Source organism: Bacillus niameyensis (assembly GCF_001375535.1).
GTDB classification, from domain to species: domain Bacteria; phylum Bacillota; class Bacilli; order Bacillales; family Bacillaceae_C; genus Lederbergia; species Lederbergia niameyensis.
In genome coordinates this window covers 2,831,392-2,846,688 of sequence record NZ_LN831197.1, presented here as the reverse complement: position 1 = coordinate 2,846,688, position 15,297 = coordinate 2,831,392, and the positions used below count along the sequence as shown (strand labels likewise).

General features: G+C 36.2%; 11 protein-coding genes and 1 riboswitch. Of the genes, 8 read left to right on the top strand and 3 right to left on the bottom strand.

All coding sequences use genetic code 11. The annotated features are described in order from the left end of the window. Positions 1–277: 277 nt before the first annotated feature. Positions 278–853, bottom strand: a complete 576-nt coding sequence (locus BN1243_RS13385; RefSeq protein WP_062107586.1) for a TIGR03943 family putative permease subunit — start codon at positions 851–853, stop codon at positions 278–280. 585 nt (positions 854–1,438) lie between these two features. On the opposite strand from BN1243_RS13385, the gene BN1243_RS13380 reads away from it, so the two are divergent. From BN1243_RS13380 to BN1243_RS13355, 7 genes are all read left to right on the top strand, one after another. Then, positions 1,439–2,503 (top strand): metal ABC transporter solute-binding protein, Zn/Mn family, encoded by a 1,065-nt coding sequence (locus tag BN1243_RS13380; protein ID WP_062107583.1) that lies wholly within the window; start codon positions 1,439–1,441, stop codon positions 2,501–2,503. A gap of 351 nt (positions 2,504–2,854) precedes the next feature. After that, positions 2,855–3,136, top strand: coding sequence for a hypothetical protein (locus BN1243_RS13375; RefSeq protein WP_062107582.1), 282 nt, complete (start codon positions 2,855–2,857; stop codon positions 3,134–3,136). Between the two features lie 361 nt (positions 3,137–3,497). After that, positions 3,498–4,658 (top strand): HD-GYP domain-containing protein, encoded by a 1,161-nt coding sequence (locus tag BN1243_RS13370; RefSeq protein WP_062107579.1) that lies wholly within the window; start codon positions 3,498–3,500, stop codon positions 4,656–4,658. Positions 4,659–4,824: 166 nt separating this feature from the next. After that, positions 4,825–6,012, top strand: coding sequence for a hypothetical protein (locus BN1243_RS13365; protein ID WP_062107577.1), 1,188 nt, complete (start codon positions 4,825–4,827; stop codon positions 6,010–6,012). 157 nt (positions 6,013–6,169) lie between these two features. Further along, the gene (locus BN1243_RS23070; protein ID WP_407638860.1) at positions 6,170–6,286 is read left to right on the top strand and encodes a putative holin-like toxin; all 117 of its coding nucleotides are present in this window, start codon (positions 6,170–6,172) and stop codon (positions 6,284–6,286) included. Between the two features lie 348 nt (positions 6,287–6,634). Then, on the top strand, positions 6,635–7,600 hold the full coding sequence (locus BN1243_RS13360; protein ID WP_062107575.1) for a metallophosphoesterase family protein: 966 nt from the start codon (positions 6,635–6,637) through the stop codon (positions 7,598–7,600). 921 nt (positions 7,601–8,521) lie between these two features. After that, positions 8,522–10,141, top strand: a complete 1,620-nt coding sequence (locus tag BN1243_RS13355; RefSeq protein ID WP_062107568.1) for an NPCBM/NEW2 domain-containing protein — start codon at positions 8,522–8,524, stop codon at positions 10,139–10,141. A 73-nt stretch (positions 10,142–10,214) separates the two neighbouring features. Here the strand turns inward: BN1243_RS13355 and tenA are convergent, their stop codons facing one another. Further along, positions 10,215–10,898, bottom strand: coding sequence for a thiaminase II (gene tenA / locus BN1243_RS13350; RefSeq protein ID WP_062107565.1), 684 nt, complete (start codon positions 10,896–10,898; stop codon positions 10,215–10,217). Between the two features lie 92 nt (positions 10,899–10,990). After that, a riboswitch (TPP riboswitch) is annotated at positions 10,991–11,096 on the bottom strand. Between the two features lie 182 nt (positions 11,097–11,278). Between tenA and BN1243_RS13345 the strand changes: the two genes are divergently transcribed. Beyond that, a complete protein-coding gene (locus tag BN1243_RS13345) occupies positions 11,279–13,420 on the top strand; it encodes a sensor domain-containing protein (protein ID WP_062107563.1) in 2,142 nt (713 codons plus the stop codon). Positions 13,421–13,573: 153 nt separating this feature from the next. Here the strand turns inward: BN1243_RS13345 and BN1243_RS13340 are convergent, their stop codons facing one another. Beyond that, positions 13,574–15,115, bottom strand: coding sequence for a glycosyltransferase family 2 protein (locus BN1243_RS13340; protein ID WP_154669857.1), 1,542 nt, complete (start codon positions 15,113–15,115; stop codon positions 13,574–13,576). Positions 15,116–15,297: the final 182 nt, after the last annotated feature.

Genomic DNA, 15,297 nt, shown 5'->3' with positions numbered 1-15,297 from the left:
TTTGATCGAATATGAAAGCTTTTGTTATTGCGGATAAAATTCTTGAGCAAAAGCGAGTTAATATATACGATTATTCGCTCTAGCGGATTGTTGAAAAAGGTATTGGGGAAATTACAGCTGCAGAGGATTTAGAATGAGGTTTGATCTCACATGGGGTTGTAGCGCAAACGATCGGTCTAACCTCAGCGCCCAGCGATGTACAAACTTCTTGGCCTTCTCCTACGATAAGTGAAAATCCCTGAAGTTTGTACGTTGCTAACAGGTTCTTACGCTTGTATTAACTTAGCGGTATGTAATATTCATATACATACGGATTCTCTGGCTCGTTTATTTTTTCTTCGTTCGTGACTTGCAGAAGAGGTAATTCCCAATCATTCATTATTGTTGTTGAAAGTTTTCCGGTTACCCGAATCCACTGATCCTCTTCATATTGAATACTTCCTATCTCATCCATTGTTGAGATGATTCCATATACTGACGCATCAGCAACACAACAAGATACTCCGAACCGTGCAATAACGAACTGATCGTCTTCAAAGTCTGGTTCTTTATAGGCAAACCCAACAATCTCGATCTCTTTACCAACAAATAAACTAGGATATTCATGAAGAATGTTCAGGATTGCGAGATAGCGGTTATCATCCACCACAATCCTTTCGCTGTTTAACAGCTCATTTTTTAACTTCTCTTGATCTTCGGATGTCATGATTAAAATATCACTTCCATCGGGATTTGTTCCAAGACTGTTTTCGTCTGCAAGTATTCCACTTTCATTGCTTTCGTCTACGCTATCACTATATCCAGCTTCGACTCTTTCATCTAACTTTGCCATATAACCTTCAGGATCATTCAAATATTCTTCAGCATTCGAAGTGTCTAAGGAACTGTCAGCATTAATTTCAGGAGGTTGAGTATATAAACCTGAGCCATACTTAATCCCCCGTAATCACCATTTTATGTTTGCGTCCTAGCAAATTATCACATTTGATTATTCATTCGATGATGAAAAAAAGCTTGCCAATTAGATTTTTTTATTATATCATACAAATCGTAATCGTTACGATTTAACTATAAAATTTTTTTAAAATTATCGTTTCTGTATTTTGAGGACTATTTAGAAGTTAAAGTGACAATTTATTTTACATAAAAGGGGTGAATATGTGTTGCAAGCTGGGATGGAACATACGCAGATCGAATGACAGAACCGTATGTCTAGGTATGAAATGGCAATAAACCTAATATAATAGAAAACCAACTTATAAAATGTTTATTCATTCAAAATACGTGTAGATTGAGCCTTACATATGACGCTCTCCTTATTGGACATTTTATAGAATAGTATGCTCTCTAAATCGTAATGGTTACGTTTTGTGAACCTAAAGTGGTCTGATTAATGCTAAGTTGATAGGACCAATTTTAAAAAGAAAGGAAAGTTTTAATGAAAGTAAAATCAACCTTTTTCATATTATTTTTGCTCACCGCGGCGTTTTTAGGGGGATGCACTCCGGATTCGTCAGCTAAATCGAGTCAAGCAGTTACGGAAAATGGTGAGGAAAAGTTAACTGTGTTTACAACGATATTTCCAATTGAAGATTTTGCGAAGAAAATCGGTGGGAAATATGTTGAAGTGAAAAGTGTGTATCCGGCTGGAGCAGATGCCCATACATTTGAACCAACGATGAGGACGATGATGGACATTGCTGATGCAGACTTATTCATTTTTAATGGAGCTGGTCTCGAACCTTTTGTAAATAAAACGAGAAGTACACTAGCGAATGAAAAGGTAACAATGGTTGAAGCTTCAAAGGGAATCGAATTATTAAGTGGGGATGATGATCATGACCACGGACATGGGCATGATCATGACGGAGATCACGATGAACATGCTGATGAGAGCCACGGGGATGAAGAGGATCACGATGAAAGTCATGCAGATGGCGAACACGATCTCCATCATCATCATGACAAAGATCCACATATTTGGCTAGATCCTGTACGTGCGATAGCAATGGCCGAAAATATTAAAATTTCTCTTACTGAAGCTATGCCTTCTGCTAAAGATGAATTTGAAAGGAATTTTCAAGAGGTTAAACAAACCCTAGAACAAATGAACAAAGAACTACAAGTGACGATTGAGGCTGCTGACCATAAAGAAATTTTGGTTTCACACGCTTCCTACGGATACTGGGAACATCGATATGGAGTCAAGCAAATTAGTATTTCTGGTTTGAGCCCCGATAATGAACCATCGCAAAAACAGTTACAAACCATTATTGAGACTGCTAAAGAATATGGTATATCCTACATTATTTATGATCAAAATCCAATAACAAAAGTAGCTGATGTCGTTAAAAAGGAAACAGAGGCAATACCTGTTACTTTACACAACTTGGAATATATTACAGAGGATGATCTCAAAAATAATGAAGATTACTTTAGTATAATGAATAAGAATATCGAAACCTTAAAAAAGGTTTTATCTGAAAAATCCAAAGCTAACTAAAGCTTTGGATTTTTTGAGTCTCGATTGACTATAATCCAATTTAAAAAATGCTTGTAAGCTGTCTAATAAAATAGTTAGCAATATCTACAGTAAAAGATCTTATGGTATACTATTCTAGGAAAGGGGCTGGAATAAAATGGTAATAATGAGAAACCTAAACCCCAAATCAGTTCCGTAAAAATGATATTAATTATGATTCTATTTCAGAGGTTGTACACACAGGCATGGAGCGGGATGGTTCTAATACGGGCATATTATTTGTCGATCAGCTCATATGGGAACCAGGCAAGAAGAGGTGGTTCAGCAAATCTCCAGCTGTTGTTCAATTAGGGGCAAAGCAGGCAGAGATTATTGGAAAGCTGCTACGGGGGAAGAATTTTAAAAGGGAAAAAGCTGACACTTGCAGGACCAGATGTTCAAGTCATTTTTGAACGAGCAGAGCAGGCGAGTTTTATATGGACAACGCATGAGGTACGCTTTGCTTTGGATAATATAGCAGTTGCCGAGTTAAGCGATAGATTACATCCAAAGGAAAGTGAATTTGTAATACCCTCATTAAAAGATGTATCATTTCAAATTGTTAAAACGAATATTACCGATCAAGATGGAAATATTGTTAAGGTCATCGGCTAACAAGTCGAAAGATAGATATGGAGGATCGCTCCATTTTTCAGCTATTTCTAGTGGAGATTATGCTGATTGTATACTGGAGTTCTACATATCTATGGCTCGCAACCGGTTTGGTTGGAGCTCTTTTTATTCGTTAGGGGAGGTTTTCCGCAGTTTCTGTGAAATCCCAATTGTTGACATTGTGATTGTTATTTACAGTATTCCTCCAAATGGCCTATACTATATAAGACTAGTATAATTTGCAAGATTTAAAATCATGACCTTTGCAGGAGGAAATGTTTTATCATCTTATCAATGTAAATAGCGATCATATCTCCTATTTATAGTTATTACCTAGTTGGTTAAATATAAGTGAGGTAAAAACATGCAGAAAAAATCACTCCGTATGTCCTTATTACAGGAGGAAAAGCGGTCTACTATATTATTTTTGTGGCTATTTTATATTGTTTTCTTCTTTTATGATTTGTTTTATTATTATCTTTTGCCAATCACTCCGTGGTCAGGTGATTTTACAAATTCGGCTGGACTCGATATAAATTATATAAAATATATCGTTATATTTGGTCTAATTCCTATAACAGTTTATTTAATAAAGAAAAATAAGCCTGAATCTATAAAATATATTTTATTTTTAACTTATATTTCTGTTAACTTGTTAACCGATATTTGGTACTATTGGGGTAGTGATATTTCCTATAGTAGTGGGAACTTAGTCGAGTTAGTTATTATTTTGTTTTCACCAATATTTATTAATAAACGTTTTTTCTATTTAGTTTCAATTGGATCTATCTTTAAATATATATTATTGGGATTAATCCTTCATGACCATGTTGTTTTAATTCCGATATTATTCAATTTCATTTTGTCTATTATTGCTTACATTCTTCTTCATCGCTTTTTAAATTATGTAGAGGCGCTCAAGCAATCTTATGACCTGCAAATTGAGGGCATAGTTAAAGGAGTTATTGCTACCCTTGAACTTAAGGATCCATACACTCGCGGTCACAGTGAGCGTGTAGCTGAGTATGCAATGAGTCTTGCAAAAGCTACGGGAAAGTTTAAAGACTATGAACTTAAACATTTCTATTATGCTTGTCTATTACATGACATAGGTAAAGTAAATATTCCCGATTCCATTTTAACGAAGCCTAGTAAATTAACGGACGAAGAGTATGAATTAATTAAGACTCATCCTGCCGTAGGAGCAAAAGCCGTTCAAGGCGTTGAAGGAATAGATGGAAACATTGATGTTATATATCATCACCATGAGCGATGGGATGGTAAAGGTTACCCAGATGGGTTAGAGCGAGATGAAATCCCTCTACTTGCAAGAATTACGGCTATTGCAGATGCCTTTGATGCTATGACATCTTCAAGATCGTATCGATCAGCACTTTCTTTTGAAGAAGCGTATAAACGTATTCTTGATGGAAAAGGGACTCAGTTTGACCCGCAATTGGTAAATACTTTTCAGCAAGTATATCCTAGTTGGGTCGACTTCCATAAAGACTATCATTCTAAATGATAGTCACAATATATACTAAGGGGGGAGAATATCCATGAAAATCCGTAAATTAAAGAAAATTAAAGTTACTTGCTGGTGGTGCTGGCTTGTTCCACAACATTAATTAGAACAGGGTGCTATTTGATTAGCACCCTATTTTCATATTTACCGATTGGTGGTGCGAGTTTTGGTTTTATCCTCACAATCTCAACTAATATTATGCCCTCTATCTATTCAAAAAGATAAAAAACATTATATTGTCGAAGACCCTTCTTCAGGTGACTTTTTTGAAATGCCAAAAATTTGTATTGATGCGATTGAGATGATCGATAAGGGTGAAATGCTTGGAGATATCGAGGTTATATTAAAGGCGAATTATCCAAATGAAGAAGTGAATATGATTGAATTTGCTGAGCAGCTGATCGACCTTGGTCTCGTTGAAGAGGTAGATGGTGAAAGAATAAGGAGACAGGAAAGGGGCCGATCGCTAGGAGGACTTCAATGGATTTCACCTAAGGTGGGGCAAATCATATTTAATAAGGTGACCAATAAGATTTTCATACTTTTCTTTTTGTTAAATGTTATTTTAGCAGTAATGAATCCAAACCTTATCCCAACCTATAAAGATATTTTTTTATTTGATTCTATGGTACTGAATATGGTTACTTATATGGCCGTTTCCTTCATATTAATAATCATTCATGAGTTTGGCCATGTTTTTGCGATACGTGCCCACAACTTGCCTGCTAAATTAGATATCGGGAATCGGCTGTTATTCGTTGTGTTTGAAACAGACTTAACCTCGGCATGGAAACTGCCCTCAAGGCAAAGAAATGTCTTATATTTTGCAGGGATGGCCTTGGAACAGTCGCTTATTTTTATCGCATTTACTATAAAAATTCTCTTTCCAGAAAGTGGAGCCATTTTTATTGGAATTTTAGGGATCGTAATCTTTGATCTATTTATTAAAACGATATATCAATGCTGTTTTTATATGAAAACAGATGTTTATTATTTCTTTGAAAATGTAACTGGTTGTTACAATCTGATGGAAAATGGGAAACAGTATTTAAGCAAATGGATACCTTTTATAAAGTACGATCCCACAACCGCAGCATTTCAGGGAGAGACGAAAACTATTCGCTTATATAGTGTGCTGTATATATGTGGCATATTGCTTACATTTAGTTTATTTGCTATTTACTTTTTACCTCAAGTCTTTTACGCGTACTCACTTATTTTTTCTAATCTAACTGATCCTGCAGGGAGTTCCTCTTTTTGGGATGCAGTTGTGTTCATAGGACAAACGATCCTAATGCTTGGTTTATTATTTTATTCGGTTGTAAAAAAGCGTGTTAAAGAATCAAGTCTCTAGACAAGAGGAGAAGGACGATACTTTGCTCAAGACTTATTTAATAAAGTTATCTTTCCTCATTTCCGTTCTATAGCTAATCACCATTGGTTTTATGGTATAGTTTTATTAATAGAATAGGTTTTTCAAGGGCGGTCAGCACCTGTTTTTCGTCCCTGTCATGGAAGTTTCAGACAGAGAGGAGGTGCTGCTAGTGAGTGTATTCCAGGCTTTGGTTTTAATGATTAGCTTTGCAAGTCTAATCGTAGCTGTTATCGCACTTTCACATAAGAAATAATCCGCCCTGAGCCTAGCAGCAAGGAGCGGACTATTTCTGCAATATTGCTGATCGCTTTTGAAGCGATTCTATTAATCGACCTTTTCGGTGCTGTCACACTGGAAAGGTCTTTTTTAATGTATGCTAAATTACTTTTATTATAACACAAAATAGAGTTTTTCAAACAAAATTTCCAACTTAGTTATCTATTAAGGCAAGAGAAAGTAAGACACAAGCCTAACAGTTTTTTGACGAAGGGGGATGAGTTTTTTCTATTTAATCGGATTAAAGAAATTTGCGTATAAAGGTAGGAAAATTCCGTACAAGTGGAGAATTATCATAGTGTCTATAAATGGGGGGAAATCGAAGATGAAAGATAACTTAAAGTTTCGTAACGATGGCACATTTGTAATTGTCCAATTTTCAGATATAGAGTTTATCGATAAGTTTGATTATGATCCTGATTCACCTAAATTGGACGAAGATACTCGCCGGTTAATGGAGATGGTTATTCGTGAGGAACAACCGGATTTGATTGTGTTTTGTGGAGATGTTATTGCCAGTGCAAGAACGAAAGATCCGATACAATCCTTTCGTAACGCAGTTTCCATTGCCGAAGAAAGTCGGACTCCGTGGGCTGCTGTGTTTGGCAACCATGATTCAGAAGGAAGTGTTTCGAGGAAAGCAATGCATAAGCTTCAGCTTGAACATGAATTTTGTGTCGCTAAAGAAGATCCTTCAGGAGTAAGTGGAGCTGGTAACTTCACATTGTCAATTTTAAGTAATCAAGAAGAAGTGGGGGCTGTGCTCTACTTTTTAGATAGTGGAGATTACTCGCCTTATGGAGGATATGACTGGATTCGGAGAGATCAGATTAACTGGTATGTTTCTGAGTCCCAGGAATTCACTGAGCAGAATGGCGGGGAACCATTACCAGCACTTTCCTTTTTTCATATACCACTACCAGAATATAATGATGCATGGGATTTCCATGTTAGTCACGGGCAGCGGTTAGATGGTGTGTGTAGTAGCCCGGCGTTAAATTCAGGGTTCTTCTCAGCCATGGTGGAAATGGGAGATGTAATGGGTACGTTTGTCGGCCATGATCATGCTAATGATTTTTGTAGTACTTTTCACGGTATTCGGCTCTGTTATGGTCGGTCTACAAAATATGTAAGCTATTTAGACGGTGTTCGTAATGATCATTTCCCAACAGGGGCACGGGTCATTAAATTGAAAGAGGGCGAGCGGGATTTTGAAACGTGGATTCGCCAAAATGATGGCACTGTAGTATATGAGCAACCAGAGCATCAGCCGGAGGGTCGCCGAGTGTGAATTGAATAAAGGGGAGGGAATAAGTAGCCTAGGTTATTTATTTCCTCAATCTAAATCATAGTAGCGCGATTATACGTGAACTTTCAAAAACTGACTTATAGATATTAGTGATTGTGCATTTTGCTTTGACTAACTTCCTCTCCTCCTCACTTGTTTCTTCCACAAGTCGCTCACACTAGTTTTCAATTCGTTTGGCTAATTATTCGGTATCAGGTCCATATCGACTAGACTATAATTAGGTTAAAGGGTATAGGATATTATCCCCCTTTTGGAAATTAATGGTAAAATCAGTTTACTTTTTAAATTACCCCATATAAGATTGTATTTATTACAAATATTTAGTTATCCCAGTTTGTACAATGTATTTTCTTTTTGTGCATGGAGTTAGGTTTAACTTTAATATGCAATTCCATTATATTCCTCAAGATATATCCCACAGTATTCACATTTCAAGATTCTCATCAAGAACGATTAGCGAACAGGCTAATGATTTTCACTACTGTAGTTTAACCAATTGTTTTTATATACCGTTCATAAATCGCCCATAACGTCCAGACGATCATTAAAGGTAGGAATTAACGAAAAATCCAATCAGTTAATACAAAGAATAAAGGTTATTTAAGGAGGTGAGTAATGGTATAACTTATAGTCTATTAAAATTAGGATTAACGGGGAGGTAAGCGCTAGCACAAGGCGTTTTTCTCAAGGCATCAAGTAGGAAAAGTATTTTTTGTGGATCTCTGGACCGTACAAAGGTTCAAATAATAAACTTGGAACTTTTTGAGTCAAATATCTTGAACTCACAAAAAGGGAAAATCCGTTTCGTAAGAAGGATAAAACCATTAAAAAGGATTTTCGTTTCTAAAGAAGTTGAGTCAATCATTATGGATATAAATTTTGTTTAAAGGAGCGTTTGTGGAAATGAGTAAAAGGAAATCCTTCGCTAGGAATGTAGGGTTATCATTAATGCTTTTGAGTATTCTTTTCACCATTTTTGTTCAGCCGAAATCTTTAAACGCAGAAGGTATTGATAATGTTTCTATATATTTATCCGAAATAGAATGGGAGAGTGCTATCAGTGGACAGGGTGAGCTTCCACAAAAAGATGCTTCAGCAGATGGGGGTACAATAACACTTACAGACAATAATAGAAAACCTGTTGAATTTGAAAAAGGTATTGGAATTCATGCAAACTCGGAGATCGTTTATGATGTATCTGGGTTGGATTATAAATATCTTACGACATGGGTCGGAGTTGATAGCAAAACGACTGATCCTAATGCATCAATTCAATTTAAAATTTATGTTGATGATGAACTTAAATACAAAAGTAAGGCGATGAAACATACAACCCCGATGGAATATGTTAGAGTACATATTCAAGCAGCTCAAAAACTTAAATTAGTAGTTGATAGTGAGAATGGAAATGCCTCTAGTTATGGCGATTGGGCCAATACGCAATTACACTTCACAGATCCAGTAATCAGTAATACGGAAGATATTAAGGAGTATGAAAATATGCGCCTCATATTTAATGATGAATTTGATTCGGCTGAAATTGATAATGAAAAGTGGGCGTTGCGTACTACTCCTGAAAATGGAACTCATCATTACGCTAATGTCGTTGGTGAAGGTGAAAATATTTGGGTAAAGGATGGAAATCTGCACATTCAAGCGAAGAAATATGAGGGCGATGGTAATTTCAGTTCTACATCTGGTGCTATTTCTACTGAAAATAAGTTTGATTTTAGATATGGGAGAGTTGATGTTAGAGCAAAGATCCCTAGTGAAACTGGTATGTGGCCAGCTATTTGGATGATGCCTGCAAATCCGGATTACGGATGGCCAATGGCAGGTGAGATCGATATTATGGAACTAATTTCCCAACAACCTAACAGAGTCTGGTCTACGGTTCATTCTGGAGTTTACAATACTAGTTATTATTTTAATGGCGGCAGCACATTGACGATAGATCGTGGAACTTATTATGATGACTATCACGTATATTCTTTGGAATGGGAACCAGATAGGCTCAGCTTTTATGTTGATGATCAGTTAGTTGCGGAAATTCGTGATTGGAAGAACTGGGTGATTGATTCAGAAAGCGGCGATATTAAAGAAAGGGAATATCCTGCACCATTTAACAGGAATTTCTATTTAATATTAAACGTTGCAACTGGAGGTGGATGGGCTGAAAATGTTAATGAGACAACCCGCTGGGGAGATCGAACAACTATGAAGGTAGATTATGTAAGAGTCTATCAAAAGGAGCATCCAATTTCGAGTGTAACTGATCTAAAAGAGTTGGTAGAGTATTACGATGCAGCTGGTGACTTTACGGCGACTAGTAAACGTGCTTTAGGTGTTCATCTAACGGCTTTAGAGCTATATGAACAAAAGGGTGAGGAAGAAAAAGTTGTAAAGCATTTAAAGGGATTAAACTATTTATTGGATCATCAAAAGAAAGAAGGGCAAATTTTTGATGAAGCTTATAAGGCCCTTACATCTGGTGCAGATAGGTTGATTGACCAATTAGAGTAACTAAGAACAAACCTCGATTCCTGATGAATAGAATAAAAAAGAGAAGTAAGTAGCTTAGCTACTTACTTTCACTCTAAATTAAAGCGGCCCGTTTATTAGAGAGCCACGTTTCTTTCGTATACGCCATTTCCCAAAAAGCCAATTCATACTCCTTAGCAATAATGAACTGTTCCTTAATCTTTTCTCTTTCCTTTTCACTTACTTCTTCCGCAATCTGATCCAATAGGTCGATCTGTTCTTGTGTAGAAGTTTGAAACCAGTCGCTTGCATAAGTAGCAAGCCAGTTCTGATAGATTGGTTCTTTTGGCTTCGCGTCTTGATAAGTCTTGCCAATATCGGCGTACAGCCAATAACAAGGAAGCATGGCCGCTATTGTTTGACCGAAACTGCCAGAAAGGGCCGCCCTGTATAAGTGAGAAGTATAAGCATAGGCTGTTGGAGCGGGTTGGAAGTTTTCCATTTCCCTATCCGAAATGTTAAGAATTTTTGCATGCTCGTTATGTACTGTCAGTTCCGCCTGAGCAGTTAGCTTAGCTTTTTCGGCAAGCATGGCTGTATGTGAAAAATCATCCGCTTGAGCAGCAGCCATTGCATGGATCTTTCCATAATGTTTCAAATAGTAGATGTCTTGGAGAATATAAAACTTAAAAGTCTCTAAAGGTAGATCTCCATTTTTAATCCCAAGGACAAAGGGATGGTTTAAACTTAGTTTCCAGCTTTCTCCTGTTGCCTTCTTTAAAGTATCTGTAAAACGCATAATAAAATCCTCCTTGTAATCATTGTTTCCAATGGAACAAGCAGGAAGGTATTGTCGCTTATAAATGAAACAATTAGTTGTCGATATGACGAAAATAAGCGATTCCACTTCCCTCCGCTGGTATTAACCAGTTCAGGTTCCAAGAGTCCTAAAGTTCACTTTAGTCTCAGCCTTTCAAAGGCACCCCTAGTAGAAACAAAATGATTTTATTTTCTTTAGCATATCATGACGGTAATATTTGTCAAACATTTGAAAAAATATTTTCGAGTGGAGTGAAAGTTCTCTTTTCTATCAAATCATATTATTTTAAACTCTATTCTCTCATGCTATTATCTAAATAGAGTAATTTGCCAAAAGGCATGATTATAGAGGTGAGGATAATGCATCATGAACAATTTAAAAACGCGGAGGATATGCTTCAGGATCAACCTACGAAAATCCAAGACTCACTGAAAGAATTGGCTGATATTAAATTTGCGCTAGATCAATCATCTATCGTTGCCATTACAGATCGACGCGGAATAATTTTATATGTAAATGATTTATTAACGAAGATTTCAAAGTATGAGCGTGATGAATTAATTGGTCAAGATCATCGAATTTTGAATTCCCAATATCATCCTCATGAATTTTTCAAAGAGATGTGGGCAACCATTGGCAGAGGCCATACTTGGCGCGGAGAAATTCGCAATCGGGCAAAAGATGGGACTTATTATTGGGTCGATACGACGATCGTTCCTTTTTTAAACGAACGAGGAAAGCCCTATCAATATATTGCAATTCGTAATGATATTACAAAGAAGAAACAAATGGAAGAGGAAATAAAGAATAGCGAAGAAAAATATCGCTTGATTACGGAAAATTCGTCTGATTTAATATCCGTTATTGATCAAGAAGGGAATTTTCAATATGTCTCTCCCTCACATAGAGGGCTGTTAGGTGTTTCGTTAGATAATTTGAAGTCCGGAAAAATCTATGATTGGATCGATGAAAAGGATCGAAAACGTGTAGAAAAAGAAATTGATATGTTAGCAGATAAAAAAAGGGTCTCTTCGCAATTAGAATTTCAAATTCGAAATAGCCGAGGTCGCCTTATCGATGTTGAAACGACGATTAATCTTATAATGGAGGAATCTTCTTCAAAAGGAAACATGGTCTTAGTCATGCGAGATATTACGGAACGAAAAAAATCTGAGCAAAGAATTTATCATCTTGCTTACCATGATTCTTTGACGGATTTGCCAAATAGGCGTTTATTCATGAATCAGCTTCGAAAAGAAATTACTTGGAATGATCAACCTACAAAAATTGCTGTTATGTTCATTGATGTTGATCGATTTAAATATGTGAATGATTCCTGGGGGCATGACGCTGGAGACTATATTTTAACGGAAGTAGCAACGAGAATTAAAAAGGCTCTCCGTTCTTATGATCTTATTGCCCGTTTAGGCGGGGATGAATTTACAGTGATGTTAACGAATATTCAAAGCGAAAAGGATGCTTTGGCAAGCGCGGAGAAGATTCAAAAAGCTTTACAAGAACCGATCGAAATTAATAATCAACCGTATACACTTACATGTAGCATGGGAATCGCACTTTATCCTGAAAATGGGAAAACAGCGGATGAACTGTTAACAAAGTCAGATACAGCCCTTTATTCTGTAAAGAAACGCGGACGGAATGGCTTTGCTTTATATCAACCAGAGATGGAAGAGAAGTCTTTGGAGAAGATTCTACTTGAAAATGAATTAGGGAAAGCTATTCAAAAAGAACAATTCTATATTGATTATCAACCAAAATTAAATTTTTCTGAGGGGAAATTGATTGGTGTAGAAGCCCTTGTAAGATGGATCCATCCAGAGCTAGGGAGAATTGCCCCTGATCGCTTTATCCCGATGGCTGAGGAGACGGGATTAATCGTACCGCTTGGGGAATGGATACTAAAGGAAGTATGTGAACAAAATAAACGTTGGCAAGATCAAGGACTTTCACCGCTTGTTGCATCTGTAAACATATCTGTTCGACAATTAGAAGCTCCAGATTTTGTTGATAAAGTTATCGATATTATCAAGGAAACGAATTTGGATCCAAAGTGGATAGAATTAGAAGTGACAGAGAGTGTGTTTGCTGATAACCACCATTCAGCCCGTGTTCTTCAAGAAATCAGAGATTTAGGCATTCAGATTTCCATTGATGACTTTGGTACAGGGTATAGTTCTTTTAGCTATATCAAATATTTACCTGTAGATACATTGAAAGTAGATCGTTCCTTTATTAGTGATATTGATCAAAATGAAGAAAGTAAAGCAATCGTCAAAGCGGTTTTGACATTAGCCCAAACCCTTGGATTAAATGTAGTTGCTGAGGGAATCGAAACTCAAAAACAAATGGCCGTACTCAATGAAGATGGATGTAATGTTGGGCAAGGATATTTTTTCAGTAAACCATTGTCTAGTGATGACTTTGAAGAATACTTAAAGAATGCAGGAACAATATCAGAGACGATACTTAAAGAGTACTAGACAATTTGTCAAAGTACTCTTATCGTTTCTATTCCTTAAAAGAATGATGCAGTATATACGATTAGCTTTGTACAACCCGCACGCATGCCGCAAAACTATCTAGTGTTCCTTTTCCCTATACTAATTGGCTGTAGAGCCTCGCTTATTGAAGTTTCACTTTATTTTAAGAGCAACATTGGAAAAAGCGGAATGATAAAAGGTAAATTCTCTATTTTCCAAACGATGTTTAATTTCATTCTTAATTAGTTGTCTAATGTTTATTTTCATATAATCATTATACCTCACGAAAATAGAGTAATGTGCGGATGGTAAGTTCCTTAACGAATCTAATTTTAACTTGATCACTCCTGTTCCGTTCTTTTTTATAGTGACAGGCAAGATGTACTCATTATGAGCATTTTTCCCATCGCGAATTAATACATCTGTTATGGAGTGCTTATCCTCGCCGTATACTTGAAAGTGCAGCATGTAATGGTCTCCTTGGCAAAAGTGCTTTGTAAAAGTGATGTATAAGGGCAAAGGAATATACTTATGTTTCCCTTCCATAAAGGGGATGACGAAATATGGCTTTTGATTTTTTATCACTACTTCTTTCACCTTCATCGATCTATCCCAATCCAACAATCTTGTAACCATTCCATACTTACCATCAAGGATCAAATCATATATGATCTTATTAATCGGTTGTAAGAAATTCTCCGAGAAATTATAGGTTAATTTCCTAGTTATTTTTAAAGTTTGCTTGAATTTATAGTAATACAGCAGTTTTAACCTAGTGTTTTGAAAATGTGGAGTTGTAAAAAACCGCCTCAATAAATCAAATTCAAATATTCGGTTTACAACCATTTTTTCAATTTCAATATCTAATTTTCGACTTAGAATATATTGAACGACTTGTAAATTGCAATTGGTTTTTTGAAGAATATTTGTTTGGTTAGTTAATCGCGTTTTTCTTGTGTCATCTAACCGATTTATATAATAAACAGGCTTGGTTGTCGTTGAGATCGTTTTACAATGAGTTAGTACATCTATAAAGAATTGCTTATCTTCAGCAAATTTCATCTCAGGGAATTGGATCTGCTGCTCTTTAATAAAGTTGGTCCGTATTATTCTTGCAGTTGGACCAAGATGGTGGAAAATATGCGGGATGGAAAAAGGGGAGACGCTTCTTCTTTCCCTACAGGATTGGTGTTCACCGACAACTTTTGTTCCCCCATTTTCCACTTGAATGGTTTTGCCTACAACATAAGGGTCGCCTGTTTCTTCAGCAATCTTATAAAGTGTTAGTAAACCATTAGGATCTAGCCAATCATCCGCATCTAGAAATGTGATATAGGGTGAACTGGCTAACTCAATCCCAATATTACGAGGAAGTCCAGGTGAACCAGAATTACAGTCTAACGATACTACGATAATGTTCTCATAGTTTTTTTCGAAATCTAATAATATTTCCTTTGAGCGGTCTGTGGAACAATCGTCGATTAAAATGAACTCAATATGTTTAAAATCCAATGTTTGGTTTATAACCGATTCCAATGTTTTTTGTAAAAAGCGTTCACCATTGTAAACGGGGGTGATGACAGAAATGAAATAGTTTTTCTTTCTTTTTATTGTCTGATTATAAATAGTATAGGTGGGTCGCTTTTTAGAAGGATATACTTTTTGTAAAAAAGCAGTGTTCAATAATGAGTTCATTTCTTTCACGTCATTTCTACGTTATCTTTGAGGTTGAGATCATCTATCTAATTTTTACTGGTTGTAAGATTCCTAATTCTTGTATTAGAAGGTAAGGAAAAACCTACTAATAGGAGAAATGTAGTTGCTACCATTATTTTCTATCCAAAAGGAGGAAATTTATTCAAAGGTTTTAGTTCTAG

Coding starts and splice junctions, on each gene's coding strand:
- BN1243_RS13355 (WP_062107568.1), top strand. CDS start 8,522: ATGAGTAAAAGGAAATCCTTCGCTAGGAATGTAGGGTTATCATTAATG.
- BN1243_RS13340 (WP_154669857.1), bottom strand. CDS start 15,115: ATGAACTCATTATTGAACACTGCTTTTTTACAAAAAGTATATCCTTCT.
- BN1243_RS13370 (WP_062107579.1), top strand. CDS start 3,498: ATGCAGAAAAAATCACTCCGTATGTCCTTATTACAGGAGGAAAAGCGG.
- BN1243_RS13360 (WP_062107575.1), top strand. CDS start 6,635: ATGAAAGATAACTTAAAGTTTCGTAACGATGGCACATTTGTAATTGTC.
- tenA (WP_062107565.1), bottom strand. CDS start 10,898: ATGCGTTTTACAGATACTTTAAAGAAGGCAACAGGAGAAAGCTGGAAA.
- BN1243_RS23070 (WP_407638860.1), top strand. CDS start 6,170: ATGGAAGTTTCAGACAGAGAGGAGGTGCTGCTAGTGAGTGTATTCCAG.
- BN1243_RS13380 (WP_062107583.1), top strand. CDS start 1,439: ATGAAAGTAAAATCAACCTTTTTCATATTATTTTTGCTCACCGCGGCG.
- BN1243_RS13345 (WP_062107563.1), top strand. CDS start 11,279: ATGCATCATGAACAATTTAAAAACGCGGAGGATATGCTTCAGGATCAA.